25 protein-coding genes and 1 pseudogene are annotated in these 26323 nt (G+C 73.6%); 13 read left to right on the forward strand and 13 right to left on the reverse strand.

Annotated features, from left to right (window positions below; all coding sequences use genetic code 11):
* Positions 1 to 236: 236 nt before the first annotated feature.
* Complete coding sequence (locus tag D5H75_RS12230; RefSeq protein ID WP_119926483.1) at positions 237 to 878, reverse strand: dioxygenase family protein; 642 nt, start codon at positions 876 to 878, stop codon at positions 237 to 239.
* A 186-nt stretch (positions 879 to 1064) separates the two neighbouring features.
* Here D5H75_RS12230 and D5H75_RS12235 point away from each other — a divergent pair, with 186 nt between their 5' ends.
* The 6 genes from D5H75_RS12235 to D5H75_RS12260 all read left to right on the forward strand — a co-directional run bounded on the left by D5H75_RS12235 (position 1065) and on the right by D5H75_RS12260 (position 5515).
* Positions 1065 to 1988, forward strand: a complete 924-nt coding sequence (locus D5H75_RS12235) for an AraC-like ligand-binding domain-containing protein (RefSeq protein WP_119926484.1) — start codon at positions 1065 to 1067, stop codon at positions 1986 to 1988.
* 209 nt (positions 1989 to 2197) lie between these two features.
* Positions 2198 to 2869, forward strand: coding sequence for an AIM24 family protein (locus tag D5H75_RS12240; RefSeq protein ID WP_119926485.1), 672 nt, complete (start codon positions 2198 to 2200; stop codon positions 2867 to 2869).
* A 134-nt stretch (positions 2870 to 3003) separates the two neighbouring features.
* Positions 3004 to 3522, forward strand: coding sequence for a GNAT family N-acetyltransferase (locus D5H75_RS12245; protein ID WP_119926486.1), 519 nt, complete (start codon positions 3004 to 3006; stop codon positions 3520 to 3522).
* Between the two features lie 154 nt (positions 3523 to 3676).
* Positions 3677 to 4744, forward strand: coding sequence for a tryptophan--tRNA ligase (gene trpS / locus D5H75_RS12250; RefSeq protein ID WP_119926487.1), 1068 nt, complete (start codon positions 3677 to 3679; stop codon positions 4742 to 4744).
* A 70-nt stretch (positions 4745 to 4814) separates the two neighbouring features.
* Positions 4815 to 5030 carry a hypothetical protein gene (locus tag D5H75_RS12255; protein ID WP_119926488.1) on the forward strand — a complete coding sequence of 72 codons (216 nt, stop codon included), beginning with the start codon at positions 4815 to 4817 and terminating at the stop codon, positions 5028 to 5030.
* 32 nt (positions 5031 to 5062) lie between these two features.
* Complete coding sequence (locus D5H75_RS12260; RefSeq protein ID WP_119926489.1) at positions 5063 to 5515, forward strand: YbhB/YbcL family Raf kinase inhibitor-like protein; 453 nt, start codon at positions 5063 to 5065, stop codon at positions 5513 to 5515.
* 77 nt (positions 5516 to 5592) lie between these two features.
* Here D5H75_RS12260 and D5H75_RS12265 read toward each other — a convergent pair whose 3' ends face one another.
* Together D5H75_RS12265 and D5H75_RS12270 are read right to left on the reverse strand one after the other, a co-directional pair.
* The gene (locus tag D5H75_RS12265) at positions 5593 to 6207 is read right to left on the reverse strand and encodes a sterol desaturase family protein (protein ID WP_119926490.1); all 615 of its coding nucleotides are present in this window, start codon (positions 6205 to 6207) and stop codon (positions 5593 to 5595) included.
* Positions 6204 to 7439, reverse strand: coding sequence for an aminotransferase class I/II-fold pyridoxal phosphate-dependent enzyme (locus tag D5H75_RS12270; protein ID WP_119926491.1), 1236 nt, complete (start codon positions 7437 to 7439; stop codon positions 6204 to 6206). The genes D5H75_RS12265 and D5H75_RS12270 overlap by 4 nt, the downstream gene beginning before the upstream one ends.
* A gap of 213 nt (positions 7440 to 7652) precedes the next feature.
* Between D5H75_RS12270 and D5H75_RS12275 the strand changes: the two genes are divergently transcribed.
* From D5H75_RS12275 to D5H75_RS12285, 3 genes are read left to right on the forward strand one after another with little or no spacing between them, the layout of a single operon-like run.
* The gene (locus tag D5H75_RS12275) at positions 7653 to 8834 is read left to right on the forward strand and encodes a GNAT family N-acetyltransferase (protein WP_202638065.1); all 1182 of its coding nucleotides are present in this window, start codon (positions 7653 to 7655) and stop codon (positions 8832 to 8834) included.
* Positions 8835 to 9803 (forward strand): NAD-dependent epimerase/dehydratase family protein, encoded by a 969-nt coding sequence (locus tag D5H75_RS12280; RefSeq protein WP_119926492.1) that lies wholly within the window; start codon positions 8835 to 8837, stop codon positions 9801 to 9803.
* Positions 9803 to 12382, forward strand: coding sequence for an MMPL family transporter (locus D5H75_RS12285; RefSeq protein WP_119926493.1), 2580 nt, complete (start codon positions 9803 to 9805; stop codon positions 12380 to 12382). The genes D5H75_RS12280 and D5H75_RS12285 overlap by 1 nt, the downstream gene beginning before the upstream one ends.
* Before the next feature lie 160 nt (positions 12383 to 12542).
* Here D5H75_RS12285 and thrC read toward each other — a convergent pair whose 3' ends face one another.
* The gene (gene thrC, locus D5H75_RS12290) at positions 12543 to 13604 is read right to left on the reverse strand and encodes a threonine synthase (RefSeq protein WP_119926494.1); all 1062 of its coding nucleotides are present in this window, start codon (positions 13602 to 13604) and stop codon (positions 12543 to 12545) included.
* A 55-nt stretch (positions 13605 to 13659) separates the two neighbouring features.
* Between thrC and D5H75_RS12295 the strand changes: the two genes are divergently transcribed.
* The gene (locus tag D5H75_RS12295) at positions 13660 to 14493 is read left to right on the forward strand and encodes a MurR/RpiR family transcriptional regulator (protein ID WP_202638066.1); all 834 of its coding nucleotides are present in this window, start codon (positions 13660 to 13662) and stop codon (positions 14491 to 14493) included.
* 200 nt (positions 14494 to 14693) lie between these two features.
* On the opposite strand, the gene D5H75_RS12300 is transcribed toward D5H75_RS12295, so the two are convergent.
* The 4 genes from D5H75_RS12300 to D5H75_RS12315 form a co-directional block, all read right to left on the reverse strand.
* Complete coding sequence (locus D5H75_RS12300; protein ID WP_119926496.1) at positions 14694 to 15173, reverse strand: hypothetical protein; 480 nt, start codon at positions 15171 to 15173, stop codon at positions 14694 to 14696.
* A gap of 134 nt (positions 15174 to 15307) precedes the next feature.
* Entirely contained in the window at positions 15308 to 15616 is a 309-nt protein-coding gene (locus D5H75_RS12305) for a DUF5313 family protein (RefSeq protein ID WP_119926497.1), read from the reverse strand.
* Between the two features lie 170 nt (positions 15617 to 15786).
* Positions 15787 to 17178, reverse strand: coding sequence for a hypothetical protein (locus D5H75_RS12310; RefSeq protein WP_206781956.1), 1392 nt, complete (start codon positions 17176 to 17178; stop codon positions 15787 to 15789).
* A 135-nt stretch (positions 17179 to 17313) separates the two neighbouring features.
* Positions 17314 to 18648, reverse strand: a complete 1335-nt coding sequence (locus D5H75_RS12315) for an MFS transporter (protein WP_119926499.1) — start codon at positions 18646 to 18648, stop codon at positions 17314 to 17316.
* A gap of 94 nt (positions 18649 to 18742) precedes the next feature.
* Between D5H75_RS12315 and D5H75_RS12320 the strand changes: the two genes are divergently transcribed.
* Positions 18743 to 19549 carry an SAM-dependent methyltransferase gene (locus D5H75_RS12320; RefSeq protein WP_119926500.1) on the forward strand — a complete coding sequence of 269 codons (807 nt, stop codon included), beginning with the start codon at positions 18743 to 18745 and terminating at the stop codon, positions 19547 to 19549.
* A 129-nt stretch (positions 19550 to 19678) separates the two neighbouring features.
* On the opposite strand, the gene D5H75_RS12325 is transcribed toward D5H75_RS12320, so the two are convergent.
* The 3 genes and pseudogenes from D5H75_RS12325 to D5H75_RS44595 form a co-directional block, all read right to left on the reverse strand.
* Positions 19679 to 21433, reverse strand: a complete 1755-nt coding sequence (locus tag D5H75_RS12325) for an acetyl/propionyl/methylcrotonyl-CoA carboxylase subunit alpha (RefSeq protein ID WP_119926501.1) — start codon at positions 21431 to 21433, stop codon at positions 19679 to 19681.
* A gap of 191 nt (positions 21434 to 21624) precedes the next feature.
* The gene (locus D5H75_RS12330) at positions 21625 to 22440 is read right to left on the reverse strand and encodes a hypothetical protein (protein WP_242454170.1); all 816 of its coding nucleotides are present in this window, start codon (positions 22438 to 22440) and stop codon (positions 21625 to 21627) included.
* Between the two features lie 69 nt (positions 22441 to 22509).
* Positions 22510 to 22605, reverse strand: a pseudogene (locus D5H75_RS44595) (DUF2510 domain-containing protein); the annotation flags it as partial.
* A 172-nt stretch (positions 22606 to 22777) separates the two neighbouring features.
* Here D5H75_RS44595 and D5H75_RS12335 point away from each other — a divergent pair.
* Together D5H75_RS12335 and D5H75_RS12340 are read left to right on the forward strand one after the other, a co-directional pair.
* On the forward strand, positions 22778 to 23053 hold the full coding sequence (locus tag D5H75_RS12335) for a WXG100 family type VII secretion target (RefSeq protein ID WP_242454171.1): 276 nt from the start codon (positions 22778 to 22780) through the stop codon (positions 23051 to 23053).
* Between the two features lie 259 nt (positions 23054 to 23312).
* Positions 23313 to 24566, forward strand: coding sequence for an MFS transporter (locus D5H75_RS12340; RefSeq protein WP_119926503.1), 1254 nt, complete (start codon positions 23313 to 23315; stop codon positions 24564 to 24566).
* A 55-nt stretch (positions 24567 to 24621) separates the two neighbouring features.
* Here the strand turns inward: D5H75_RS12340 and D5H75_RS12345 are convergent, their stop codons facing one another.
* Positions 24622 to 25518 carry a LysR family transcriptional regulator gene (locus tag D5H75_RS12345; protein WP_202638067.1) on the reverse strand — a complete coding sequence of 299 codons (897 nt, stop codon included), beginning with the start codon at positions 25516 to 25518 and terminating at the stop codon, positions 24622 to 24624.
* Between the two features lie 103 nt (positions 25519 to 25621).
* Positions 25622 to 26266 carry a TetR/AcrR family transcriptional regulator gene (locus D5H75_RS12350; RefSeq protein WP_119926618.1) on the reverse strand — a complete coding sequence of 215 codons (645 nt, stop codon included), beginning with the start codon at positions 26264 to 26266 and terminating at the stop codon, positions 25622 to 25624.
* Positions 26267 to 26323: the final 57 nt, after the last annotated feature.

Raw genomic sequence — 26323 nt, forward strand, 5'->3', positions numbered from 1 at the left:
TGTTCCACAACTCTACCGTCGATCTCGACCGTTCGCGCCACGACGCGCGCTCGGCCCGCCGTACGGCGCCCCGAGCCCGGCGCGGGCCGTACGCCTGCCCGGGTGAGGCGTACGGCCCGCCCCGGCATGAGCCGTACGGCGGGGCGGGAGCGTGCCGCGCGGGGGTGGTTCCGGTACGGCGTCCCGCGGGCGCAGGGCAGGACGCCGTACCGGCGATGGGGAGGCGGACGGGCGGATCAGGGGATGCGCAGGACGAAGTCGAACTGCGCGGTCCGGCCCGTGGGGGTGGACTGGACCGACATCAGGAGCGCGGGGTTGTAGTAGGCGTCGCTGGCGTTGCGCGGCTCACCGGGGAAGTAGAGCTGGGTGGTGAGGATGGGGCGGCCGGGGGCCTGGACCTTGACGTGGATGTGCCGGGTGCGGCCCGGGTAGAGGCCGGGGACGATCGTCTGCAGCGTGAACGAGCCCGTGGCGGTCGTGAACTGGTGGCCGCGCAGCCGGTAGCCGACGTTGTCGTACCGGCCGTACGCGTCGGCCTGCCAGAAGTCCAGCAGCGCGTTCGCGACCGGGGCGCAGGACATCGTGTAGACGACGCCGGTGAGCGTGAGGCGCGTGCCGGTGACGCCGGCCGTGATGAGGTTCGTGCGGCGGGGCGAGTTCGGCTTGAAGTAGGGGCCCTCGATCTGCGCCGGCGTCGGGTCGTCGCCGTCGTCGCAGCTCGGCGTGGGCGTCAGGGCGGGCTCGGCCGCCGCCGCGCCGCCGGAGAGCACGACGGGCGTGGCCAGGGCGCCCAGGCCGACGGTCGTCATGAACTGCTTGCGGCTTATGCCGCCCTCGGTGGGCTCGGCGGGCTCGGGGGAAGGGACGCGGTCGTCCATCTGCGAACTCCTCGGGGGACGGGCGGGCGGGGGTGGGCCCGCCGGAGGATGTCGGTTCCACCTGTATAGCGATGGCTGACAGGCCCGGGTTGACTACGCCTGCCGTGGTGTTGTCCACTCGTGCCATTCCGGCGTCAGGCGAGGAACGCGGGGCTCGCCGCCCCATGTCCGCCCACAGGAGGCGCCATGCGGGTCGACACGACCCTCCTCCCCCCTCGTGACCAGGCCGACCGCTGGCGTGCGGCGGTCGCGGCGGCGTTCGGCCCGCTGGAGGTGCGCCCGCTGGACGGGCCCGGCTTCCCGGGCGCGCTGGTCGGCCGCGCGCTCGGCCCGGTGACCGTGAGCGAGGTCCGCGCCCCGGCCCACGAGGTACGGCGGGCCGCCCGCCACACCGGGCGCGGGCAGGGGGAGTACTACAAGCTGGGCCTGATGCTGGAGGGCTCGTGCGCCCTGGAGCAGTCGGGCCGGTACGTCGTCGCGCGGCCGGGGGACGTGGTGATCTACGACGTGGCCCGGCCCGTGGAGATCACCTTCGAGGCGCACCGGCTGCTCACGGTCATGGTCCCGCACGGCGTGCTCCCGCTGCCCGCCGGCCGCGTCGCCGAGCTGACCGGGACCCTGCTCCCCGGCCCCGGTTCCGGCCGGCCGGTGGCGGCCTTCCTGCGTTCCCTGGCCGAGGACCCCGCCGCGCTGGACGGCCCGGCCGCGCACCACCTGGGCGAGGCCGTGCTCAGCCTGGTCACCGGCGCGATCGCCGAGCGCACCGGCGCCCCGCAGGCGCCGTGCCCCGGGCCGCCGTTCCCGGTGATCGAGTCCTGGATCGAGGACCACCTCGGCGATCCCGCGCTGACCCCCGCCGTGGTGGCCCGCGCCCACCACATCTCGGTCCGCCAGCTCTACCGGGTCTTCCAGGCCCAGGGGCGCACCGTCGCCGCCCACATCCGCTCCCGCCGCCTGGAGCGCTGCCGCCGCGACCTGCTCACCCGCCCGGACCCGGTGGCCGTCATCGCGGCGCGCTGGTGCTTCCCCGACCCGGCGGGCTTCAGCCGCGCCTTCCGCCGCGCCTACGGGCTGTCCCCGGCCGCCTACCGCGCCACCGCCGGACGCTGACCCGCCCCAGACCCGGCTGATCCGCCCCCGCCCCGCCCCCGCCCCGCCCCCGCCCCGCCCCGCCCTGCTGGCCCGCCCCCTGCCCGCCTTACGTGGCCGGAGGGGGCCGGCGGGAGCCGTACGGCGCGGGCGGGGGAACCGGGGGAGGGTGAGGGCCGTTCTACGGGGCACGGGGCCCGGACGGGGCTCTCAGGGCAGGGAGGCGGGTCATGCGGGGATCGTTCTTCGGGAATCTCGACCAGGCCGGGTCGCCCGGGGGCTTCGCGCTGGCGAACTCCAAGATGGCGCGGATCCGGCTGAACGGCACGGAGGTGATGGCGCGGCAGGGGTCGATGGTCGCCTATCAGGGGGAGATGGACTTCGCCTACCAGGGGGCCGGGGGGATCGGGAAGTTCCTGAAGAAGGCGATGACCGGGGAGGGCGCCCCGCTGATGCGGGTGAGCGGGCACGGCGACCTGTACGTCGCGGACAACGCCGACGACGTGCACCTGTTCTACCTGGAGAACGAGGCGCTGACGGTGAACGGGCGCAACCTGCTGGCGTTCGACGCGGGGCTCTCCTGGGACATCCAGCGGGTGCAGGGCGCGGGGATGGCCACCAGCGGCCTGTTCAACACGACGCTGCGGGGTTCGGGCTGGGTCGCGGTGACCGCGCACGGGGCGCCGGTGCTGCTCGACGCGGGAGCGGCCCCCACCTTCGCCGACGCGCAGTCCGCCGTCTGCTGGAGCGCCGACCTCAAGGTCGGGGTGCATCGGACGGTGAAGTTGTCGGCGCTGGTGGGCCGGGGGAGCGGGGAGGCGTTCCAGCTCGCGTTCCAGGGCCGGGGCTTCGTGCTCGTCCAGGCCAGCGAGGGCCGGCCGGTCCCGCAGGCGCAGGGCTGACCCCGCGGGCGCAGGGCTGACACCCTGTGGCGCAGGGCTGACACCCGGGGGCGCAGGGCTGACACCCGGGGGCGCGGAGCCGACCCCGCCGGTATCGGTTGACCGAATCCCCGGGGTTCGGATAGCAAGGCGGAATGACCAAGATGCGTGATTTCGAGCCCGGGGACGCCGCCGCCATCGCCTCCTGGGTCAGGGACGCCCATGAGATGGTGCTCTGGTCCGGGAAGTGCGGCTTCACCTGGCCCCTCGACGGCGGTCAGATCCTGCGGTTCTACGAGCGCGACTCCCGCCGCGCCTGGACCCTGACCTGCGACGGCGGCGAGCCCGTGGGCCACATCACGCTGCGGACCGACACCCCCGGGTGGACCGGCCGCGTCGGGCTGGTCATCGTGGACCCGGCCGAGCGCGGGAAGGGGCACGCCGAGGCGATGGTGCGGCACGTCGTGGACCACGCCTTCGGGGAGCTCGGCTTGCACCGCGTCGAACTCGGCGTGTACGTCCAGAACGCGGGCGCGATCCGGGTGTACGAACGCCTCGGGTTCGTCCGGGAGGGCCTGGCGCGCGAGGTGGCGCACGCGGGCGGCGAGTGGTGGTCGGCGTACGAGATGAGCGTCCTGGCCGGCGAGTGGAAGTCCCCGGCGGCGGGGCGGTAGCCTGGCGCCGATGAATCGTTTCGCGTGCCTGAGCTGGTGGCCGTCCTAGGACGGTCTCCTTCGCGCGCGCGGGGCCGTCCGGCAGGGCGGCCCTTCCCCTTTTCCGGGTACGGCCGGAGCCCGGCCGGCCCGCCGTACCGGATGGGGAGAGATCATGGAGAACGTGGACGTCGTGCTCGAGGCGGCGCGCCGCCGCACCGACGAGCTGGAACGTGCCATCGCGCGGGACCCCGCCGGGTTCCGGGTGCTCACCGGGGACCGGCCGACGGGGCCGCTGCACCTGGGGCACTACTTCGGCACGCTGGCCAACCGGGTGCGGCTCCAGCGGGCCGGGGTCGAGATGTTCGTGCTGGTGGCCGACTACCAGGTGCTCACCGACCGCGACGTGGCCGAGCGGCTGCCGGAGCACGTGGAGGGGCTGGTCGCGGACTACCTCGCGGCCGGGATCGCCCCGTCCACCGCGACGATCTTCCGGCACAGCTCCGTGCCCGCGCTCAACCAGCTCCTGCTGCCGTTCCTGTCGCTGGTGAGCGTGTCGGAGCTGCGGCGCAACCCGACGGTGAAGGACGAGATCGCCGCGTCCGGGCGTGAGGCGGTGAGCGGGCTGATGTTCACCTACCCGGCGCACCAGGCGGCCGACATCCTGTTCTGCAAGGCCAACCTGGTGCCCGTGGGCAAGGACCAGCTCCCGCACCAGGAGCTCACCCGCGTGATCGCGCGCCGCTTCAACGAGCGCTACGGCCCGGTCTTCCCGGTGCCCGACGCGCTCATGTCCGCGACGCCGCTCCTGCCCGGCCTCGACGGCCAGAAGATGAGCAAGAGCCGGGGCAACTCGATCCCCCTGTCGGCGACACCCGACGAGACGGCCCGGCTGATCCGCCGCGCGCCCACCGACGCCGACCGCCGGATCACCTACGACCCGGACCGCCGCCCCGGGGTCTCCACCCTCCTGCGGCTCGCCGCCCTCACCCGGGACCGCGACCCCCGGGAAGTGGCCGAGGAGATCGGCGACGGCGGGGCCGCGCGGCTCAAGCGCGTGGTCACGGAGTCCGTCAACGACTTCCTGGCCCCCATCAGGGCCCGCCGCGCCGAGTACGCCGCCGACCGCGCCCACCTGCGCGAGGTCCTGGCGGCCGGCGACCGCCGCGCCAACGAGATCGCCCGCGCCACCCTCGCCGAGGTCCACGAGGCCATGGGCCTGACCCTCACCCAGGCCGAATAGTCGGGAAGGCACGGGGCAGACAGGTAGCGCGGAACCAGACACGCCAGGTCTACGGAACCGGGGGTACGACGTGCGCGAGGACGAGCCTGCGGTCGGGCGGAGCATCCAGCACGAGGAGACCGAGGAACCGGTGGTCGCGACGCACACCCAGGAGGGCGACCCGCCGTCCGAGCTGTTCGACCTCGACGACATGGGAGGCCCGGACGAGGGTCCCGACGCGGGGTACGAGTCCGGCTCGGGCGCGTGGGGCTCGGGCGAGCGGATCATCGACCCGGACGACCGGTAGACGGGCGAAGCGGACAACGGGGGAGACACACGATGGCGGGGATCGACATCCGCAGCGAGGCGTTCAGCGACCACACGCTCATGCCCGAACGGCTGGCGCAGACGGGCGACAACGTGTCCCCCGCGCTGGAGTGGTCCCACGCTCCGGACGGGACGACCGAACTGGTCCTCATGTGCGAGGACCCCGACGCGCCCGGCGGGACGTTCCTGCACTGGCTCGTCACCCGCATCGACCCCAGGGCCAGCGGCTGCGAGGAGGGCATGCTCCCGGTCGGCGGCGTCGCCTGGCCCAACACCGCCGGAGTCGTCGGCTGGAGCGGCCCCAAGCCCCCGGCCGGCGACCCCCCGCACCGCTACTTCTTCCGCGTCTTCGCCCTCAGCGACTACATCGACCTGCCCGAGACGCCCGGCGCCGAGGACGTCCACGCCGCCGTGGCCGACCGGGAACTGGCCAGCGGGACCCTGGTGGGCCTGTTCGGCCGCTGACCGCCCGGCCGGCGGGGTTCAGCGGGATTCAGCGGGGGTCGGCGGAGGTCGGCGGGTTCAGCGGGGGCCCGGCGGGTTCAGCGGGGGCCGGCGGTCCCGAAGGGGCGGTCCCACCAGAAGGCGCTGACGCCGTACCAGCGGGTGTCGTCCTCGAAGTGGTGCCGCAGGTGCCGGTTGCGGAGCCAGCGGCCGAGGCGCGTGCGCGGGCGGCCGTGGTGCAGGTGGTAGTGGAGGAGGTCGTACGACAGGTAGCCCGCCACGAAGCCGGCCGTGGCCGGGAGCGCGTGGTCGGGGCCGAGGGCCAGGCGCAGCACCCCGTGGCCGGCCAGGGTCACGACGAGGCTGGCCAGGGGCGGCAGGACGGCGCGCAGCGGGTCCTGGGGGTGCTCGTGGTGGATGCCGTGGACCAGCCAGTGCACCCGGGCCGTCAGCCGCCCGCGCGGGGTGAAGTGCAGCAGCAGGCGGTGCGTCCAGTACTCCGCGAGGGACCACACGAGGTACCCGGCCAGGGCGAGCCCCAGGACGGCCGGCCAGGGCTGCCGCCCCAGGGAGACGGCCGCCAGGCCCGCCACCACCGGGGCGTACAGCGCGAGCACCACCGCCGGCCGCACGCGGGTGAACCGGTCCAGCAGCGCCGACTCGAACAGCGGCGGCGACGCGCGGAGGTACTCGCCCCGGGTGAGACCGGTCATGGCCGCGCCATCCTCACCTGGTCGAAGGAGGCGGGCGGCCGCGCCGGGATCACCCCGAGACGCCTGCCCGCGCGTTCGAACGCCGACAGCACGCGGTCCAGGTGCTCCTCGGTGTGGGTGGCCATCACGCTCACCCGGATCAGCTCGTTGCCCACCGCCGTCGCCGGGTGGATCACCGCGTTCGTGAACACGCCCTCCTGGAGCAGCTCCGTCCAGAACCGCATGCACAGCAGCGCGTCCCGGACGTACACCGGGATGACCGGCGTCGCCGAGGTCCCCGTGTCGTATCCCAGCGCCCGCAGCCCGTTGTGCAGGCGTTCGGCGTTGTCGAGCACCCGGCCGCGCCGCTCCGGCTCACCACGGACGATCTCCAGCGCGGCCAGCGCGGTCGCGATCGAGGCGGGCGGGAGCGCGGCCGTGAAGATGATGGAGCGGGCCTGGTGCCGCAGGTAGTCGATCACGTCGCGCGGCCCGGCCAGCACGCCCCCGATCGACCCGAAGCTCTTCGACAGCGTCGCCGCGATGAGGTCGACCTCGGGCTCCAGCCCGAAGTACTCCGCCACACCGCGCCCGTTCGGCCCGAGCAGCCCCAGGTCGTGCGCCTGGTCCACGATCACCCGCGCGTTGTGCCGCTGCGCCAGCTTCACGATGCCCGGAAGGTCGCACAGGTCCCCCGACATGGAGAACAGCCCGTCGGTCACGATCACCCGCGCCGCGTCCGTCTCCGTCGTGGTGAGCAGCGACTCCAGGTCGTCCATGTCCGAGTGGCGGTACCGCAGGCAGCGCGCCGGGCTCAGCCGTACGGCGTCCGCCAGGGAGGCGTGGTTGTGCCGGTCGGCGAAGACGGCGTCGCCCTGCCCCAGCAGCGCGGCGAGCGCGAGGTTGGTCGAGAAGCCGGTGGAGCCCACCATCGCCGCCTCGCGCCCGAGGAACGAGGCCATCCGCGCCTCGAACTCCTCGTGCAGCGCGAGGGTGCCGTTGAGCAGCCGCGATCCCGAGCAGCCGGTGCCCAGCGAGCGCACCGCCGCGATCGCGGCCTCCTTGACCCGCGGGTCCGTGGACAGCCCGAGGTAGTCGTTCGACCCCGCCATGATCACCTTGCGGTCGCCGTGGACGGTCACCTCGGTCCCGTCGCCCCGCTCGACCAGTGGCGTGCAGTAGGCGTAGATGCCCGCGGCCACCGCGACGCGGTAGTCGGGCCAGGCACGGCACTTGTCGAAGACGTCGGCCATGGATGCGTACTCCTTCCCGCAGTAACGTTCAGTGATATCACAGGCGCGCCGCGCAGTCCCCGCTCCTTGTGCCGTCCTTGGCCGTCCCCATGCCGACTCGTGCTCCGCCAGGTCCGGCCCGGCTAAAGCCTTTCCCTTCGATCGGCGACACGCGTGACGCTCCGTCACCCCCGGCCGCCGTACGTGCTACTGCTCGACCATGTGCGAGGTGCGATGCGTGACACGGCGGGGGACCCCGGCGAGCGGGCGCGGCGCCCCGTGACGGCCGACGCCGTACGGCGGACCGCCGGCCTCACCGTGACCCCCGTCGAGACCCGCGCCGACCGGGCGGCCTTCCTCGGCCTGCCCTACCGGCTCCACCGCGGCAGCGCCCGCTGGGTCCCGCCGCTGCGCCGCGACGCCCGCGCGCTGCTCAGCCGCAGCCGGAACCCGTTCTTCGAGTACGGCGAGGTCGCCCTGTTCCTCGCGCGGCGCGGCGGTGAGCCGGTGGGGCGGGTCGCGGCGGTGAGCAACCCCCGCCACACGGAGTTCCACGGTTCGCCCGACGGGTTCTTCGGCCTGTTCGAGTGCGCCGACGACCTGCTCGCGGCGGACGCCCTGCTGGAGACCGCCGCGGACTGGCTGCGCCGGCGCGGCCTGACCTCGATGTCGGGGCCGGTGAACTTCTCCACCAACGACGAGTGCGGGATGCTCGTGGACGGGTTCGACCGGCGGCCGGCCGTGCTCATGCCGTACAACCCGCCCTACTATCCGCTGCTGCTGGCCGAGTGCGGGTTCGGGGCCGCGATGGACCTGTGGGCGTGGGAGCGCGAGGTCGCCGAACCCGCCGACCCCCGCCTGGCGCGCGTCGCGGAGCGGCTGGCCTCGCACGTGCGGGTGCGGCCGGTGGACATGCGCGACTTCGACGCCGAGGTGGCCCGCATGCGCCGGATCTACAACGCGGCGTGGGAGTCGAACTGGGGCTTCGTGCCGATGACCGAGCGCGAGTTCTCGGCCCAGGCGCGGCGGCTGCGCCCGGTGGTCCGGCCCGAGCTGGTGCTGATGGCCGAGGCGGACGGGGAGCCGGTGGGCTTCTGCCTCACGCTGCCGGACGTGAACCAGGCGCTGTACGCCGCCGGCGGCCGGCTGACGCCGCGCTCGGCGCTGCGCATGGCGTCGGCGATGCGCCGGATCGACGGCTGCCGGGTGGTGGCGACGGGCGTGCTGCCGGAGTTCCGCCGGCGCGGCGTCGAGGCGGTGATGTTCCTGCGCACGCTGGAGGCCGCGCGCGGGCTCGGCTACCGGACCGGCGAGGTGTCCTGGATCCTCGCCACGAACGCCGCCGCCAACAGCGCCGCGTCCGGGATCGGGTGCGCGCGGTCCAAGACGTACCGCATCTTCAAACGGGGGATCTGAATGAGCGGCCGCTACCTGGTCACCGGGGCCACGGGATTCGTCGGGCGGCGCCTGGTGGAGCGGCTGCTGGCCGAGGGGGCGCAGGTCACGGCGCTGGTACGGCGCACGCGCGGCCTCCCGCTGCCCGTCCGCGCGGTGATCGGCGACCTGGCGACGGGCGACGGGCTGGAGGAGGCCGTGCGCGACGCGGACCACGTCGTGCACCTGGCGGGGGTGGTCCGGGCCAGGAACGCCGCCGGATACTTCCGCGTCAACCACTACGGCACGTCGCTGCTGGTCCGCGCGCTGGCCCAGCGGCCCGTCCCGCCCCGCCTGGTGCTGTGCTCCTCGCTCGCCGCCGCCGGGCCCCGCCTCACCGGCCGGCCCGTCTCGCTGTACGGCCTGAGCAAGCGGGCCGGGGAGGACGTGGCGCGGGAGTACGCCGGCCGCGTCCCCACGATCATCGTGCGCCCGCCGATCGTGTACGGCCCGGGGGACCCGGCGCTGCTCCCGTCCCTCCTGCCGATGATCCGCCTCGGACTGGTCGCGAAGGCGGGGCTGGGTGAGCGGAGGTACTCCCTGATCCACGTGGACGACCTGTGCGAGGTGCTCATCGCGGCGGCGGAGCGGGGGAGGACGGTCCGCCCGGGCGATCCGTCGCACGGGGTCTACGAGGTGGACGACGGCCGGGAGTACACGTGGGCGGAGGTCTGCGCGGCCCTGGCCCGGGCGCTCGGCCGGCGGCCTCCCGTCGTGGTCCCCGTCCCGATCCCGCTGGTCAGGGCGGCGGCGTGGGCCGCGGAGGCCGGTGGCCGCACGCCCTGGCTCAACCGGGACAAGGTCAGGGAGATGACGGCGCGGGCCTGGACGTGCGACCCGGCCAGGGACGGGCATGACCTCGGCCTGCCCCCGCCGGTCTCCCTCCCGGCGGCCCTGGCCGCCCTCTTCGCGGCCGACCCCGCGGACGGCGTCCCGGGAGAGCGGGTTTGATGGCGGGGCGGCGCCGCCGCGGCCCCATCGGCGGTCTGGTACGGCGGCGCCGGCTCGTCCTGGCGCTCGCGGCGATCGGCCTGGTGGTGGCGTCGCTGTTCGGCCACGACGTGCACGACCGCCTGATCGTCGGCGGGGCGAACCCCGAGGGCGCCGAGTCGGAGCGGGCGAACGCCTGGCTGGCCCGGCACTTCGGCGCGGGCACGCCCCACCTGGTCCTGATCGCGCGGGCCGGCCGTCCCGTGGACGAGCCCGGCGTGGCGGCGGCCGGCCGCGGCCTCGCCGAACGGCTGCGCCGCGACCCCGAGGTCGCCCAGGTCACGTCGTACTGGACCACCCCGGCCCCCGCGCTCCGCTCCCGCGACGGCCGGGCCGGGCTCGTGCTCGTCCGGCTGCACGGCGACGAGGCCGAGGTCCCGTCGGCCGCCGCCCGCGTCGCCCCCGGCGTACGCGGCCGGCAGGGGCCGCTGACGGTCTCGGTCACCGGAGAGGCGCAGGTCAAGGTGGAGGCCGAGCGCCGCAGCGAGCAGGACCTCCGCCGCGCCGAGCTGGTCGCCGCCCCGCTGACCCTGCTGATCCTGCTCCTGGTCTTCGGCGGGCTGGTCGCCGCCGCGCTCCCGGTCCTCATGGGCCTGCTCGCGGTGACGGGCACCATGGCCGTCCTGCGCGTCCTGACCGACCTGACGCTGGTGTCGGTGTTCGCGATGAGCATCGCCACCGCCCTCGGCTTCGCCCTCGCCGTGGACTACAGCCTGTTCATCGTCACCCGGTACCGGGAGGAGCTGGCCCGCGGCCGCCCGCCGTACGACGCGATCGTGACCACGATGCGCACCACCGGCCGGGCCATGCTCTTCTCGGCGGCCACGGTCGTCCTCTCCCTGTCGGCGCTGCTGCTGTTCCCCGTCCCGACGCTCCGCTCCATCGCCTACGGCGGCATCACGGTCACGCTGCTGGCGGCCCTGAGCAGCCTGGTGGTCCTGCCCGCGCTCCTGTCCGTCCTCGGTCCCCGGATCGACGCGCTGCGGGTCCCCGGCCGGGTGATCACGCCGCGCGGCCCGGGGATCTGGGGGCGCACGGCCCGCGTGGTCATGCGGCGGCCGCTGCTGGTGGCCGTGCCGCTGACGGTCCTGCTGCTGGCGCTGGCGGCCCCGTTCACGCAGGTCAAGTTCGGCGTCTTCGACGACCGCCTGCTCCCGGCCGCCGCCCCCGCCGCGCAGACCGCGCAGACGCTCCGGCAGGACTTCGACGCCCAGGCCACCGTGGGCGCGACCATGATCGCCCTCCCGGCCCTCAAGGGCCCGCACGCGGCGACCCACCTGGCGGCCTACGCGAGCAGGCTCACCGGGATCGAGGGCGTGCGCGAGGTCGCCACCGCCACCGGCACGTACCCCCGCCCCCGGCCCTGCGAGGGCGGCCGCCGCTCCCGCCTCCACGCCGTCAGCACCCAGGGGGAGCCCGGGGCGAAGCCCCGCCCGGCCTCCGCCGGCCGTACGGCGAAAGCGCTGAAGGCGGCGAAGGCGGCCGAGCCGGAGAAGGGGCCGGAGAAGGGGCCGGAGAAGGCTGAGCAGGCTGAGCAGGCCGCGAAGCCGGAGGAGACGGGGAAGACGGCGACGTCGGAGAAGGCGGCGAAGGCCCGGGATCGGGAGGAGCGCCGCGAGGCCGGCTCGCCGGGGGAGCGCGGCGCGCGGGCCGAACGGGCGGCGCGTGCGGGGGCGCCGGAACCCGGCGGCGGCCGGGGCCCCCGCGACGGCCGGGCGGGGGACGTCGCCGGGTGCGGGCCGATCGCCTCGGGCTGGGGCGGCTCGCGGTACATCGGGGCGGGCGGGGCCTGGGTGAGCGTGACGCTCGACGGCGAGCCGTACACCGCCGAGAGCGGGGCGGTGGTGGAGCGGATCCGGCGGACCGAGGCCCCGGGCCCGCTGCTGGTCGGCGGCCCGAGCGCCCAGCTCGTCGACACCCGGGACGCGATCGGCGACCGCCTGGGCGCGGCGCTCGGCCTGGTGGCGGTGACGACCCTCGGCCTGATCCTGCTCCTCACCGGGAGCCCGGTGCTGGCGGTCAAGGCGCTGGTCCTCAACGCCCTCAGCCTCACGGTGACGTTCGGCGTGCTCGTCCACATCTTCCAGGAGGGCCACCTGCTCTGGATGGTGGGCGACGTGGCTGTGTCCGGCACGACCGACGTGCTGGTCCCCAGCCTGCTGTTCTGCGTGGCCTTCGGCCTCTCCCTCGACTACGAGGTGTTCCTCCTGTCGCGGATCACCGAGGAGCACCGCAGGGTCCGGGACACCACCGAGGCGGTGGCCCTCGGCCTGGACCGCACCGGCAGGCTCTTCACCTCCGCCGCCGTGGTCTTCGCGGTGGTGATGATCTGCCTGGCCACCTCGGGCCTGGTCCTGCTGAAGATGGTGGGCGTCGGCCTGGCCCTGGCGGTCCTCCTGGACGCCACCTTGATCCGCGGTCTCCTGGTCCCCGCCGTGATGCGCCTGGCCGGCCCCGCCAACTGGTGGACCCCCTGGCCCGTCGCCCGCCCCCGGATCCCGCCGGCCCCGGCCCCCGCGCCCGTCCCCGCCCGGCCCTGACGCGGTAGACCCTGACCCGCCCGGCCCTGAGCCGCCCGGCCCTCACCCGCCCGACCCTGACCGGCTCGTCCTTGCCCGGCTCGTCCTTGACCCGCTCGTCCTCGACCCGCCGGGACCTGACCCGGCGGGCCCCGCCGCGCGGGCCGTACGGCGGCGCGGATCAGGTGAGGTCGAGGGCCCGGGCCACGGCACCCGTCGTGGGCGGGGTGGCGGTGGAGCCGGGGGCCGACAGGAGGGCGCTGTCGGGGTCCTTCAGGCCGTTGCCGGTGAGGGTGACGGCGACCGTCAGGCCCGGCGGCAGGAGGCCCCGGGCGTGCTGGTCGAGGAGGCCGGCCACGCCCGCCGCGGAGGCGGGTTCCGCGAAGATCCCGTCGTGGCGGGACAGGTCGCGGTAGGCGGCGAAGATCTGCTCGTCGGTCACGGCGGCGATGAGCCCGCCGGACTCGTCGCGGGCCGCGAGGGCGTCGTCCCAGGTGGCCGGGTTGCCCACGCGGATCGCGGTCGCGGCGGTCTCGGGGGAGGGCACGGGGCCGCCGTGGACGAAGGGGGCGGCGCCGGCGGCCTGGAAGCCCCAGACGCGGGGGAGCCGGGCGGCGGGCCCCTCCTTGAAGTACGTCCGGTATCCACCCCAGGTCGCGGTGATGTTGCCGCCGTTCCCGACCGGGAGGCAGTGGATGTCGGGCGCGTCGCCGAGCGCGTCCACGACCTCGTACGCCACGGTGCGCTGCCCCGACAGCCGCAGCTCGTTCCCGACCGAGTTGACCAGCGCCACCGGGTGCCGCGCGGCCAGTTCCCTGGCGATCCGCATGCAGTCGTCGAAGTTCCCCTCGACCTCGATCAGCCGCGCGCCGTACCGGAGCGTCTGCCCCAGCTTGCCCATCGCGACCCGTCCCCGGGGCACGAGTACGGCCGACGCGAGCCCGGCCCGCGAGGCGTACGCGGCGGCGGACGCGCTGGTGTTCCCGGTGGAGGCGCAGACGACCAGCTCGGCCCCGGCCTCGGCGGCCCGGCTGATCGCCACGGTCATGCCGCGGTCCTTGAACGACCCGGTCGGGTTGGCCCCCTCGACCTTCAGCCACACGTCGCACCCCGTCACGGCCGACAGGTGCGCCGACCGCAGCAGCGGCGTGTTCCCCTCGCCCAGCGACACGGCGCGGGTGTTCTCGGTGACGGCCAGCCAACGCCGATACGGGCTGTCGATCAGCCCATTCCAGGTGCCCATGGGTCGAACCCTAACATTCGTTTCATCGAGGCGTTCACATGTAACATTCGTGACCATGGAGCCCGATCCGGTCGTCACCCGCCTCGGCGAGGTCTACCCCGACCTGCCCAAGGCCGAGCGAGCCATCGTCCGAGTGATCCTCGACGACTATCCGTACGCCGCCCTCGGGTCCCTCCGCGCCCTGGCCGAGAGGGCCGGGGTGAGCCCGCCGACGGCCTCCCGGCTCTTCGCCCGCCTGGGCTACGAGAACTTCGCCGGCTTCCAGGCGGCGGTGCGCGCGACGGCCCGCGCCCAGGACCGGTCCCGGCTCCGCGACTACGTGACGCGGTCCCCCGACCCGCACCAGGCCGCCGACGACCTGCGCACGGGCCTGGACCGCACGCTCGACGCCCTGCCCCGGCCCCTCCTGTCGGCGGCCGCCGCCCGCCTCGCCGAGGCCCACGCCGTCTGGGCCCTGGGCGGCCCGCTGAGCGAGCTGGCCGCCGAGTACCTGATCCGGCAGCTCGCGTCCCTGCGCCCCGACGCCCACCGGGTCCCCCAGGGCGTGCCGGCCCAGGCCCGCACCCTCGTGGATCTCACCCCCGCCGACGTGGTGGTCGCCTACGACTTCCGCCGCTACTCCGAGGAGACCGCCCGCTACGCCCGGGCCGCGAAGGCCCGGGGGGCGAGCCTCCTCCTCGTCACCGACGCCTGGGAGTCCCCCCTGTCCTCCGAGGCGGACCTCCTGATCCGCCTGCCCAGGGAGGCCGCCGGGCCCATCGCCCCACTCACCCACGAGATAGCCGTGACCGAGCTGCTCCTGGCCGCCGTCGCCACCCACCTGGCGTCCGCGCCCCGCCTGGCCGCCCTCGAATCCCTCACGCGCTCCCTCCTGCCCCCGTCACCCTGACCCCGCCCCGCCGTACCGCCGCCCGAGACCGTCTCGCGGGCGTTTTCCGCTCCGCTTCTCCGCGGCGATATCGCGATTTCTCCGCCTCTCGCGGGCGGGCCGGGTCGCGGGGCCGTGAACGGCGGACGGAAATCGCCGCTCCGCGCGACCGGAGGAAATCCGGGAACGTTCCGAAGTGAGGGAGGTCCGGGGACCGGGCGTCAGGTGTCGTGGTGGAGATGGGTCCTCAGGTTGGCGAGGGCGTAGCGGGCCTCCTGGACGGCGTTGGCCGTGGCCCGGAGGTCCAGCGGGCGGCGGGCGCCGGAGAGGGTGGACCTGGCGGTGTCGTAGGCGTCGAGCGCGCTCTGCCAGGCCTGCCGCACCGCGGGGTTGTCCGAGGTGTCGCGGCCGTCGCCGAGGGCCCGGATCTCCTCGGCCAGCCGGTCCACGTCCTCCTCGGCGAGCCTGCGGGCGGTCTCGAACTCGGCGGCCTCGCGCGCGCGGCGGGCCTTGGCGCCCTTGATGACCAGGGCGGTGGGGATGAGGATGCCGGTGCCCAGGAGGAGGGCGACCACCACCAGGGCGATCACACCGGTGCCCGGGCCGTCCGGCGCGCCCGTCGCGGCCCCGGGCGGCGCGACGCCTTCGAGCGTGGTGGTCGCGGACACGGTAACGCCGGTGAGCAGCGCCCGGAGTGGCATGGTTATCTCCCCACAAAGGCCCCAGGTTGCCGTGGAGTCTAGATGAGGAAACCGTAATCCGCTCCCCTTAATCTGCATTTGGGGGTTAATGATGAAAGAAGTCCCTTATTTTTCCTCTTTCGGGCCGCCCGAAATCATCCTTCGGGCGTGGTGAGCCGGTGCTGCCGGAGCCGGGCGTCCCGGATCGTGTCCGCGTGTACGGCTATCGCGAACAGGCTCGGCAGGAACACCAGCGCCGGCACCGCCAGGTGGACCCACCACGAGCCGGGCAGCAGCGCCAGCACGCCGCAGATCGGGAGGATCACCGTCAGCTCCCGGCCCAGCATCCGCCCGCGCCACCCCGCGTCGAGCAGCTCATGCCGCACCCAGTCCCGGTGGACGTCCGGGAGCCGGAACCCCAGGGCGAAGCGGAGCTTCCCCCACAGCCCCGGATCACCCGTCATGCCGCCGCTCCTCTCCACCTTGGTCGTACCCCCGAAGGGACCCCGTCGTACCCGCGAACTCGGCCGTACCCGCGAAAAGGGGACGGCCCCCCGGCGAGATGCCGGGGGGCCGTCCCGATGACCCTGAGCCGTACGGCGCGAGCGCCGGGCCGGGCGATCGTCCGGGCCGGTTACCAGTCGCCTCCGCCGCCGAAGTCGCCGCCGCCCCAGTCGCCGCCGCCGCCCCAGTCGCCCCAGCCACCGCCGCCGGCGTCGCCTCCGCCGCCGAAGTCGCCGCCGGCGTCCTGGTAGCCCTCGGCGTAACCGGCGCCGTAGCCGCCCATGCCGAAGCCGCCGCTCATCATGCTGCCGAGCATGGTGCCGACGAGCATCATGCTCATCATGTCGCCGAAGCCGCCGTAGTAGCCGTAGGCGTACGGCGCGTAGGCCGGGCCCGCGTCGTAGTAGGGCCTGCGCTCGCCGTTGACCATGACCTCGCGGGTGTGCGGGTCGAAGCCCTGCTCCACGCGCTGGGCGTCGGCCGCGCAGGCCGGGACGTCGCGCACCGCGCCGCCGGGCGGGGCCCAGCGCACGTCGCGGACGGACGGGCCGTGCTGCGGGTTGAAGAAGCAGGGGGCGCGCCGCTCGGGCAGCGGCTCGCCGTTGACGCGCGCCTTCACACAGGCCAGGGCGTAGCGGCCCTCCTCCAGCGCGTTGGTCACGTTGCGCAGCTCTTCCGGCCGCTTCGCGCGGTCGAGCTCGACCTTGGCGCGCTCGTAGGAGTCGAGGGCCCGCGCCCAGTCCTCCTGGGTGCCCGCCTTGTTCTCCAGGAGCTTGACGTCGGTGTCGAGCGCGGTGATCTCCTCGCCGAGCTTGGTGACGTCCTCGTCCACCGTCTGCTTGACGGCGGCCAGCTCCGCGGCCTGGCGCGCCTCCTGCTTCTTGCGCTTGCTGCGGGAGAAGGCGTAGAACCCGAAACCGCCGACCAGCAGCAGCACGAGCAGCGCCACCAGCGCGCCGGTCCCGCCACCGCTGGACCCGCCGCTCTTCAGGGCCTTGTTCACGGCCCTGGGGCCGCCGCCGTTCTCGATGGCGATGTTCGCCATGTTCACGAACGACTCCACCTGCGCGCCCACGTCACCGCGGTGCTCGGTGATCGCCCTGTTCGCCAGGCGGGCGGCGCCGCTCTGCTTGATGGCGGCGGAGCCGGCGAAGAGCGTCTTTCCGTTGAGGACGACGATCGTGGCGTCGTTGACACCCCTGCTCTCCAGGTCCTTGCCCAGGGAGGGGATGAACGTGTTGAGCTCGGACTCCGCGCCGATGGCGCCGTTCGGCAGCGCCGCGAGGTACATCGGGGCCTTGGAGTCCCTGATCGCGGAGCTGATCTTGTCGCGATCGGCCGACGAGAGCGGGCTCCCGGAGTCGAAGTAGACGGGACTGCTCTTCCAGGCGTTCGAGATGGGGCCCGGTTCGGGCGCGGCGGCCGAGGCGTGCGCCGGCGACGTCGTCCCCATGAGGGCGAGCATCCCGGCGAGCAGCACCCCCAGTACGGCGGCGACCCGCGGGGCACGGCTGGTGGTCATCACTGTCAACTGCCTCCTTCGCCACATGGACGAACGGCGGATCCCATAAGTTCCAGAGCCACTTCGAAGGTATCCCCTCCGATCGACTACCCCGAAGAACCCCCGGCATCGCGCCGTCAGGCGAAGGACCGGGACTCACGCCCGTACGGCGGCCGCCTCGTCCTCGGCCGGGGGCAGCGGGGAGGGCACCACGCGCCGCCGTACGACGAGCCCGAAGCAGGCCACCGCCAGCCCCATCAGCCCGACGAGGATGAACGGCGCGGCCGGCCGCCACACGTCGTACAGCCACCCGCCGAGCCCGGACACGATCAGGATCCCGGCGGCCCCGCACAGCGTCTGCACGCCGTACGCGGTCCCGCGCACGTCCGCGGGGACCTGTTGCGCCAGGAGCGGCCCGATCGTGGTGATCGCGGCGATCTCCCCGATGCCCACGAGCACCGCCACGACGAACATCCCCGACCCCAGCGGGTCGGAGATGAACAACGTGGACAGATAGGCCCCCGCGGAGACGAGCTGCGCCAGGATCACCACGTTCTGCCGCTTCATCCGGTCGCCGAGCCAGCCGAAGACCGGCGAGGCGATCAGGCCCATCGAGTAGGCGATCCCGACCACGGCCCCGGCCCGCGCCAGCGCCTCGGCCCCGCTCAGCCCGCCCGCGTGCGTGCCGTGGTTGATCACCCAGAGGGACAGGAAGCCGGCCACGACGGCGAGGTCGGCCCGGGCCACGAAGGAGGCCGCGTAGGCCAGCGCGACGCCCGGGTCCCGGCCCTGCCGCACCCCGGCCGCGATCAGCGAGGTCAGCGGGGTCCGCGCGGCCGTCTCGCTGATCCGCTTGGGCGACAGCGAGAACCACAGGATCACGCCCACGAGCGCGATCCCCACGCCGACGATGGCGAACGCCACCCGGGCGGCGGTGACCGGCTCCATCCCCTGCGCCTCGAACATCCGGGGCAGCTTGACGACCACCATCGTCGCGACGATCGCCCCGACGCCGCCGAACAGCCCGGTGATCCCGTACGACCGGCCGCGCCACCGGTCCCGCACGTAGTCCACGGCGATCGTGGACAGCATGGTGTTCAGCGCGGCCACGCCGAACGCGAACACCACCCGCAGCGCGTGCAGCACCCAGGTGTTCCCCGCCCACGGGAACAGCAGCGCCCCCAGCGCCAGCAGCGTGAACCCGGCGAGCACGATCGGCCGCCGCCCGATCCGGTCCGCGAGCGCGCCGTACCAGAGCAGCGACACCAGCATCGCGATCTCGGCCGCGACGCCCAGGCTGCCCACGATGGTGCCGTGCTGCTCGCGGGGGACGCCGAGGACGGTCGTGAGGATGTACGCCTGCGTGGCCGGGAGGAAGGTGATCGCCAGCGTCGAGAAGAACGCCAGCGTGAGGAGGGCCCACATGTTTCCCTTGCCGATGCCGTCGGCGAGGCGCAGGCCGAGTACGCGGGGAGTCCGGGGGGCGACCATGGCACATGATCGTGGCAGCCCGGGACCGGATGCACCAGAGTAGAGCTGACAAGATCACGAAATTGCTTGTATATCGGGATTCGGAGTGGCGAAAATGGCTGATGTGGTTCCAGAGGGTGTAGATCCCACCATCCCCAACGTCGCCCGGATGTATGACTACTATCTGGGCGGCAAGGACAACTTCGCCGCCGACCGCGCCGCCGCCGAGCAGGCCCTGAGCGTCGTCCCGGAGATCCGGGAGAGCGTACGGTTCAACCGCGCGTTCCTGCGGCGTACGGTCAGGACGCTGGCCGGCATGGGGGTGCGCCAGTTCCTCGACATCGGGACCGGCCTGCCCACGCAGAACAACGTGCACGAGGTCGCCAAGGAGGTGGACCCGGACGCGCGCGTGGTCTACGTGGACAACGACGCGGTGGTGCTGGCGCACGCGCGGGCGCTGCTCGCCGGCGGCCACGACGACGTGGCGATCGTCCAGGGCGACGTGCGCAGGCCGCGCGAGATCCTCGACCACCCCGACGTGCGCCGCCTGATCGACTTCGACGAGCCGGTCGCGATCCTGCTTCTGGCGATCATGCACTTCGTGCCCGACTCGGACGACCCCGACGGCATCCTGGCGACCCTGCGCGACGCCCTGCCGAGCGGCGGCTACCTCGTGCTCTCCCACGTCGCCGTGGACATCGACCCGTCGAAGGCGCCCGGGGTCACCGCGGCGTACGACAACGCCACGGCCCGCTTCATCGCCCGCACCTCCCCGGAGATCGAGCGGTTCTTCACCGGGGTCGAGCTGCTGGAGCCGGGCGTGGTCAACCTGCCCGAGTGGCGGCCGGAGGACGAGGCGGAGGCCCGCAGGTACGCCGGCCGGGGCGCGTACTTCCTGGGCGGCGTCGGGCGCAAGCCGTAAGGCGGCCCCCGGGCGTACGGCCCCTGGGAAACGCGGTCGTACGGCCTCCGGGAGACAGGGTCACGCGAAGGGTGAACGGAACGCGTAGGCCGGAAGGGACTGACCCTCCCGGCCTGCACGCGCGCGGGGTCAGTCCTTGATCTCGCAGATCACCGCGCCGCTGTTCACCGTCTGCCCGACCTCGGCCGTGAGCCCGGAGATCGTGCCCGCCTTGTGCGCGGTCAGCGGCTGCTCCATCTTCATCGCCTCCAGGACCACGATCGCGTCGCCGGCCGCGACCGTCGCCCCGTCCTCGGCGACCACCTTCACGATCGTGCCCTGCATCGGGCTGACCAGTGAGTCACCGCTCACCGCCGCCCCCTGCGACCTGGCCTTGCCGCTCCGCCTGGGCGCCGCCTTGGCCGTACGGCCCGCGCCCGCGGCCGCCGTGGCCCCCAGCCCGGCGGGCAGCACGACCTCCAGCCGCTTGCCGCCCACCTCGACGGTCACCCGCTCGCGGGCCTCGTCCTCCGGGGTGGCCACGGGGCCGGAGTACGGCTCGATCCGGTTGTCGAACTCGGTCTCGATCCAGCGGGTGTGCACCCGGAACGGCTCGTCCGTGAACGCCGGGTCGTCCAGCACCACCCGGTGGAACGGGATCACCGTCGGCATGCCCTCGACCTCGAACTCGGCCAGGGCCCGCCGCGCCCGCTCGATCGCCTGCGTCCGGTCCCGCCCGGTCACGATCAGCTTGGCCACCAGCGAGTCGAACGCCTGCGGCACGGTCATCCCCGTCTCGTACCCCGCGTCCAGCCGTACGCCGGGGCCCGAGGGGGTCTCCATGCGGGTGATCGTGCCCGGCGCGGGCAGGAAGCCGCGGCCCGCGTCCTCGGCGTTGATCCGGAACTCGATCGAGTGCCCGCGCAGCGGCGGGTCGTCGTAGCCCAGCTCCTCGCCGTCCGCGATCCGGAACATCTCCCGCACCAGGTCGATCCCGGACACCTCCTCGGTGACCGGGTGCTCCACCTGGAGCCGCGTGTTCACCTCCAGGAACGAGATCGTCCCGTCCTGGCCGACGAGGAACTCGCAGGTCCCGGCCCCGACGTATCCGGCCTCGCGCAGGATCGCCTTGGAGGAGGAGTACAGCAGCCCCATCTGCTCCTCGCTCAGGAACGGCGCGGGCGCCTCCTCGACGAGCTTCTGGTGCCTGCGCTGGAGCGAGCAGTCACGCGTGCTCACGACGACGACGTTCCCGTGGGAGTCGGCCAGGCACTGCGTCTCCACGTGCCGGGGCCGGTCGAGGTACCGCTCGACGAAGCACTCGCCGCGCCCGAACGCCGTCACGGCCTCGCGCACCGCCGACTCGTACAGGTGGGGGATCTCCTCGATCGTCCGCGCGACCTTCAGCCCGCGCCCGCCCCCGCCGTACGCCGCCTTGATCGCGATCGGCAGCCCGTGCTCCTCGGCGAACGCTACGACCTCCTCGACCCCGGCGACCGGGTCGGCGGTGCCGGCCACCAGCGGCGCGCCCACCTTCTGCGCGATGTGCCGGGCCTGCACCTTGTCGCCCAGCTTCACGATCGCGTCCGGCGGCGGCCCGATCCAGGTCAGCCCGGCGTCGATCACCGCCTGCGCGAAGTCGGCGTTCTCCGACAGGAACCCGTACCCGGGGTGCACGGCGTCCGCCCCGGTCTCCTCGGCGACCTTCAGCAGCTTCTCGATGTCGAGGTACGTCTCGGCGGGCGTGGACCCTCCCAGTGAGTACGCCTCGTCCGCGACCTTCACGTGCAGCGCGTCGCGGTCTTGGTCGGCGTACACCGCGACGCTGGAGATCCCCGCGTCACGGCACGCCCGGGCCACCCGCACCGCGATCTCTCCCCGATTGGCGATCAGGACTTTCCGCACGGAAGTCGTCTCCTCTTCTGGCGTCCCCGCCCTCACCAACAACCTGAGGGGAGTCTAAGAGGCCCCCGACATCCGCCAGTAAGTACCCTCCCGACTACCCCCCACCCCACCCGCATCCTCCCAGCTCACGCGCACCCTCGCCCCCGGCACGCCGAAGATCGCCCCCAAGCGGGGCCGAGTGCGGTGTCGCCTCAAGCCCCCAGGGGACCGGCCTCGGCGGCGAGCTTGTCCACGATGCTGATGTCCATGTTGTCCGGCACGGCCACGACGAACATGGCCGGGCGCTTGCCTTCGCCGCGATGTATCACCGTCACAGCGCACACCGCGCCCTTCGCCCGCCACCCGTGCTCCTTGGAGGCCTCCGGATAATCGACCTTGAACTTGAACACCCAGGCGAGACCCTTGCCGCCTCCCAGCGCGCCCACTCCATTGCCGAGGTCGGTCTTCTGGTGTGGCGCGGGGAAGTACAGCGAGGCGATTTCGTTGCTCAGGAGCACGCCGAGTGAGCGCAGATCCCTCAGCTCCGGGTAGACCTTCGCCTGCGACTCCGGCACCGGTTTGGTCAGCGCTATCGCGTAAAGGTCGTTGCGGCTGCCCGGCCTGTCCTCCACACGCATGAGCTTTCCGCCCGTCCACCCGCCGCGGAACTCCGGATACTCCTTGAAGTCCTTCCAGCCTGCCCCCTGCGGTTCCTTGTAGGTCACGCCGGCGACGTAGTCATTGGTGTATCCGGGTTGGGGTTCGATGGTGACGGGCGCAGGGGTCGTCGGTTTGGGGGAGGCGGCGACCACCGGCTTTCGCGCCGGTTCGTCGTTCCTCATGAGGATCACCATGACGGTGGTGGTGACCGCCACGGCTATGGCAGCGGCCGCGACCGCCGTCCACAGCTTGCGCCGCCCCCTGCGCTGGGCACCGAAGTCCTTGGGCTCGGTGAAGCCTTCGCGAAACGGGCGATCACGCTCGACGCGCTCGTGCCAGGCGTGGGAGCCGCCCTGCGGGTGCATCACCGGGGTTTCGGAGAACCGATCGGAACGAGATCGCGGCGGAGCGGCCGCCCCTCCATACGGGGATGCCGGGCGAGTCGAGGAGGTCCAGCTTTGGCCATCCCACCAGCGCATTCGGTCGGGGTCGCCAGGGTCCTCATACCAGCCCGCCGGAGGGTGATCCGTCATACCGCCGAAGAATAGGTTTACGCTGCTCCATAAACAACCCTTTGTAACGGTCTGTTGGAAATGCCGGTTGAGCTTGCCCGTTATAGCGTTATCGGTGGGAGGCGATTGCAAGTCGGGGATATGCGACTATCTTTAGCCTGATCACTGGTCCAGCGAACGGAAGGAGAGGGGCATGCCCGACCCCGGGATGCTGGGTGGTAACCCGGCAGAGATGCAAAACATGGCCGCGCAGTTCACCCAGCAGGCAGGCCAGGTCCGTGACGTCATGTCGGCCCTCGACCGCGAGGCTGCCAAGATCGGAACGGCGTGGCAGGGCCCTGGGGCCGAGCGCTTCCGCGACTCCTGGCAGAACTACCGCGCCGCCTTCCAGCGGATGACCGAGGAGCTTCAGGAGGCTTCCCGGGTCATCAACACGTACCGGGGCAACATCGAGCACGCGACCAGGTAGAAGCAGACGGACGAAACCCCGGCGGCAGTGCGCCTGCCGGGGTTTCGCATTTCTGGGATCTTGCCTATTCGAGCGGATCCATTGAGACGCGGGATCCGCACGCTTGGTTAATGCGCGGCCTGGAGGGGGCGGGTCCGGCGGAGGGGAGGGGGGAGAGACCTTTTAGTTGTGCTTCACGGTGTGTGCAGAACTTTGGCCTTGTGGTTAAGGGTCGGGGGCGGAAGGGTGGCTGGTACTTCCTTCTGCTCTTGAGTGGGTCATGCGCACCGGTTCTCCTTGGGGTGCCTCGGGGTTTCGCACGTTGTTCGCCGGGGCCGCTTTCAGTCAGTTCGGCGTGAACGTCGGGTACATCGCCGTGCCCCTGATCGCCGTCACGGCGCTCGGGGCCGGGGCGGGACAGGTCGGGGTGCTCTCGGCGCTGAGCACGGTCGCGTTCCTGGTCATCGGGCTGCCCGCCGGGGCCTGGATCGACCGGATGCGGCACCGGCGGGTGCTGATCGCCGCCGATCTCGTCCGCGCCGCCCTCTATCTGTCGATCCCGGTGGCCTGGTGGCTCGGCGTGCTCACGCTGGGGCAGCTCTACGCGGTCGTCGTGCTGTACGGCTGCGCGACCGTCTTCTTCGACATCGCCTCGCAGAGCGTCCTGCCCCAGTTGGTGGGGCGGGACCGCCTCGTCCCGGCCAACTCCGCCGTGATGACCCTCATCGCGCTCGCCAACATCGGCGGCCGGGGCGCGGGCGGGGCGATCGTCCAGTTCCTCACGGCCCCCGTCGCCGCCGCGAGCACCGCGGTCGCCCACCTCGTCGCGGCCCTCCGGCTGTCCGCGCTGCCGCCCACCCCGCCCCCCGCGGCCCCGGCGCGGCGGGCGAGCCTCCGGGCGCAGATCAGCGAGGGCGTCCGGCACGTCTTCGGCGTCCCCGAGCTGCGCGCCCTCGCCCTCACGGCGACGTTCAACAACCTGGGCTCCCAGATCGTCAACACCATGCTCCCGATCGTCTTCGTCCGCGATCTGGGATACCCGGCGGGCACGCTGGGCCTGTTCTGGATGGCCGGCGGCGCGGGCCTCCTCGCCGGGGCCCGCCTCGCCCGCCCGCTCGCCGTACGGCTCGGCCCCGGCCGCGCCCTGGTGTTCGCGGGGCCGGTCATGGCGCCGGCCGCCCTCCTCCTCCCGCTCGTGGACCGGGGGGCCGGGCTGTGGCTCGCCGGGGCCGGGTACTTCCTCGCCATGGCCAAGACCGGCATGGACAACGTGCTCGGGGTCACCCTCCGCCAGCGCATGACCCCCGACCCGCTGCTGGGCCGCATGAACGCCACCTTCCGCACCCTGCTGACCGGCGCCCTGGCCCTGGGCGCGGCCGCCGCCGGGCTGATCGGCGAGCTGACGGCCGTCCGGCCCGCCCTCTGGACGGGCGCGATCGTGCTGTCCCTGGCGTTCCTCCCGGTCACCCTCAGCCCGCTGCGCTCCCGCGGCCGATCCGCGCATGCTCCCGGCGAGGCCACCGCGGCCCGCTGACCCGACGTCGGCCGGCGAGGGCGCGCACCGGCCGGGCCGCTCCCGGGTGGAGATGTCAGGAGAGGGTGGCGGCGGTGGCCTGGAGGGTGTGGACCAGGGCGGTCAGGGCCGGTCGGTCATTGGGCGTCTCGCGGGTGGCGGCGTGGATCGCGCGTACGGGTTCTCCCTCGCGGAGCCGGCGGACCACCACGCCGGGCTGGGGGGCCGCGAGCGCCAGGGCGGGGATGACCGCGACGCCCAGGCCCGCGGCGGCGAAGGCCTGCGCCGTCGCGTAGTCCTCGCTCTCCACCGCGAACTCCGGGCGGAACCCCGCCGCCGCGCAGCTCTCCAGGAGGGCGTCCGCGCAGGGGCCGGGCCTGGCGCACCCGATCCACGCCTCGCCCGCGAGGTCCGCCAGCCCCGGCGCGGCCCCCTCCGCCAGCGGATGCCCGGCGGGCAGGACCGCCAGGTACGGATCATCCAGCAGGTGCGTCAGCCGTACGCCGGGAACGGCCTCCTCGCCGTCCCGTACGACGAGCGCCAGGTCGGCCTGCCCCCGGGCCACCGCGCCCAGCGGGTCGCCGGCCTCGCCCAGTTCCAGGTCGACGTGGACGCCGGGGTGCGCCCGCCGGAACCGCGCCACGGCCGGGGCGACCAGCGCGGCCCCGGCGGTGGAGAAGTAGCGCAGCGAGACGCGCCCGCTCCGCCCGGCCCGCAGGTCGTCCAGCCCCGCCTCGGCCCGCGCGACCTCCTCGTCGATCGCCGCCGCGTGCCGCGCGACCAGCAGCCCGGCCGCCGTGGGCCGTACCCCGCGCCCCACCCGTTCGAGGAGCGCCACCCCGGCCTGCCGTTCCAGCGCGGCCACCTGCTGACTCACGGCCGAGGGGGTGAACCCGAGCGCCGCGGCCGCCGCCGTGACCGACCCCTTGCTGACCACCGCGTTCAGCACCTGCATCCGCCGCGCATCAAGCATGCAGCCCAGCTTAAAGGTCTCTTCGGCACTATGCATCGGCGCTCACAAGTCCCGCCCACGCGCCCCCTCCCCGCGATCCCGCGACCCGTGCCCTCCGCCGGGGTCAGAGAGAGATCCTGTAGCGGCCCATCAGGGTCTGGTGGAGTTCGGCCGCTATGTCGTCGAGCGTGGCGTCCACCCAGCCGACGACCCAGTCGTGCATCAGGCCGTTGACCGCGCCGATGAAGGCGGCGGCGGCGATCCGGTAGTTGCCCGGGGGCATCTCGCCGCGGGCGACGGCCTCGTCGATGTTGCGGATCAGGAAGTCGATCCAGACGGAGCGGCGTTCCAGGCGCTGCCGGTCCATCCGGGGACTGACGCCGATGACCTCGACGTAGGCGATGCGGGCGTGGCGCGGGTCGGCGGCGGCGCCCTGGACGTAGGCGTGGATCATCCGGGTGAGGCGCTCGGGCAGCGGGAGGTCCCGCACCTCCGGGACGACGGCGAGCACGGCCCGCTGGGCGGCGTCGTTGACGTACAGGTGCAGCTCGGCCAGGACGTCCTCAAGGCTCGTGAACTCCTCGTAGAACTGCCGGGTGGACAGGCCGGCGGCCTTGCAGAGGTCGATGACCTTGGTGGCGCGGTAGCCGGGGGCGGTGCCGAACAGATCCAGTCCCGCCGAGAGGAAGCGGCTGCGCCGCTCGGCCTGGCGTTCGCCGGCCGACCTGCCCTTGTACCGGCCGGCCGCCGGTGCGCTCCTGCCCGCCAACGCGCCCCCCTCCGCCTGGGCCGCCAATTCTTCCGCATCGGGTCTTGTGGCGCGCGT

The organism is Bailinhaonella thermotolerans, from assembly GCF_003594875.1.
Taxonomy (GTDB): Bacteria; Actinomycetota; Actinomycetes; order Streptosporangiales; family Streptosporangiaceae; genus Bailinhaonella; species Bailinhaonella thermotolerans.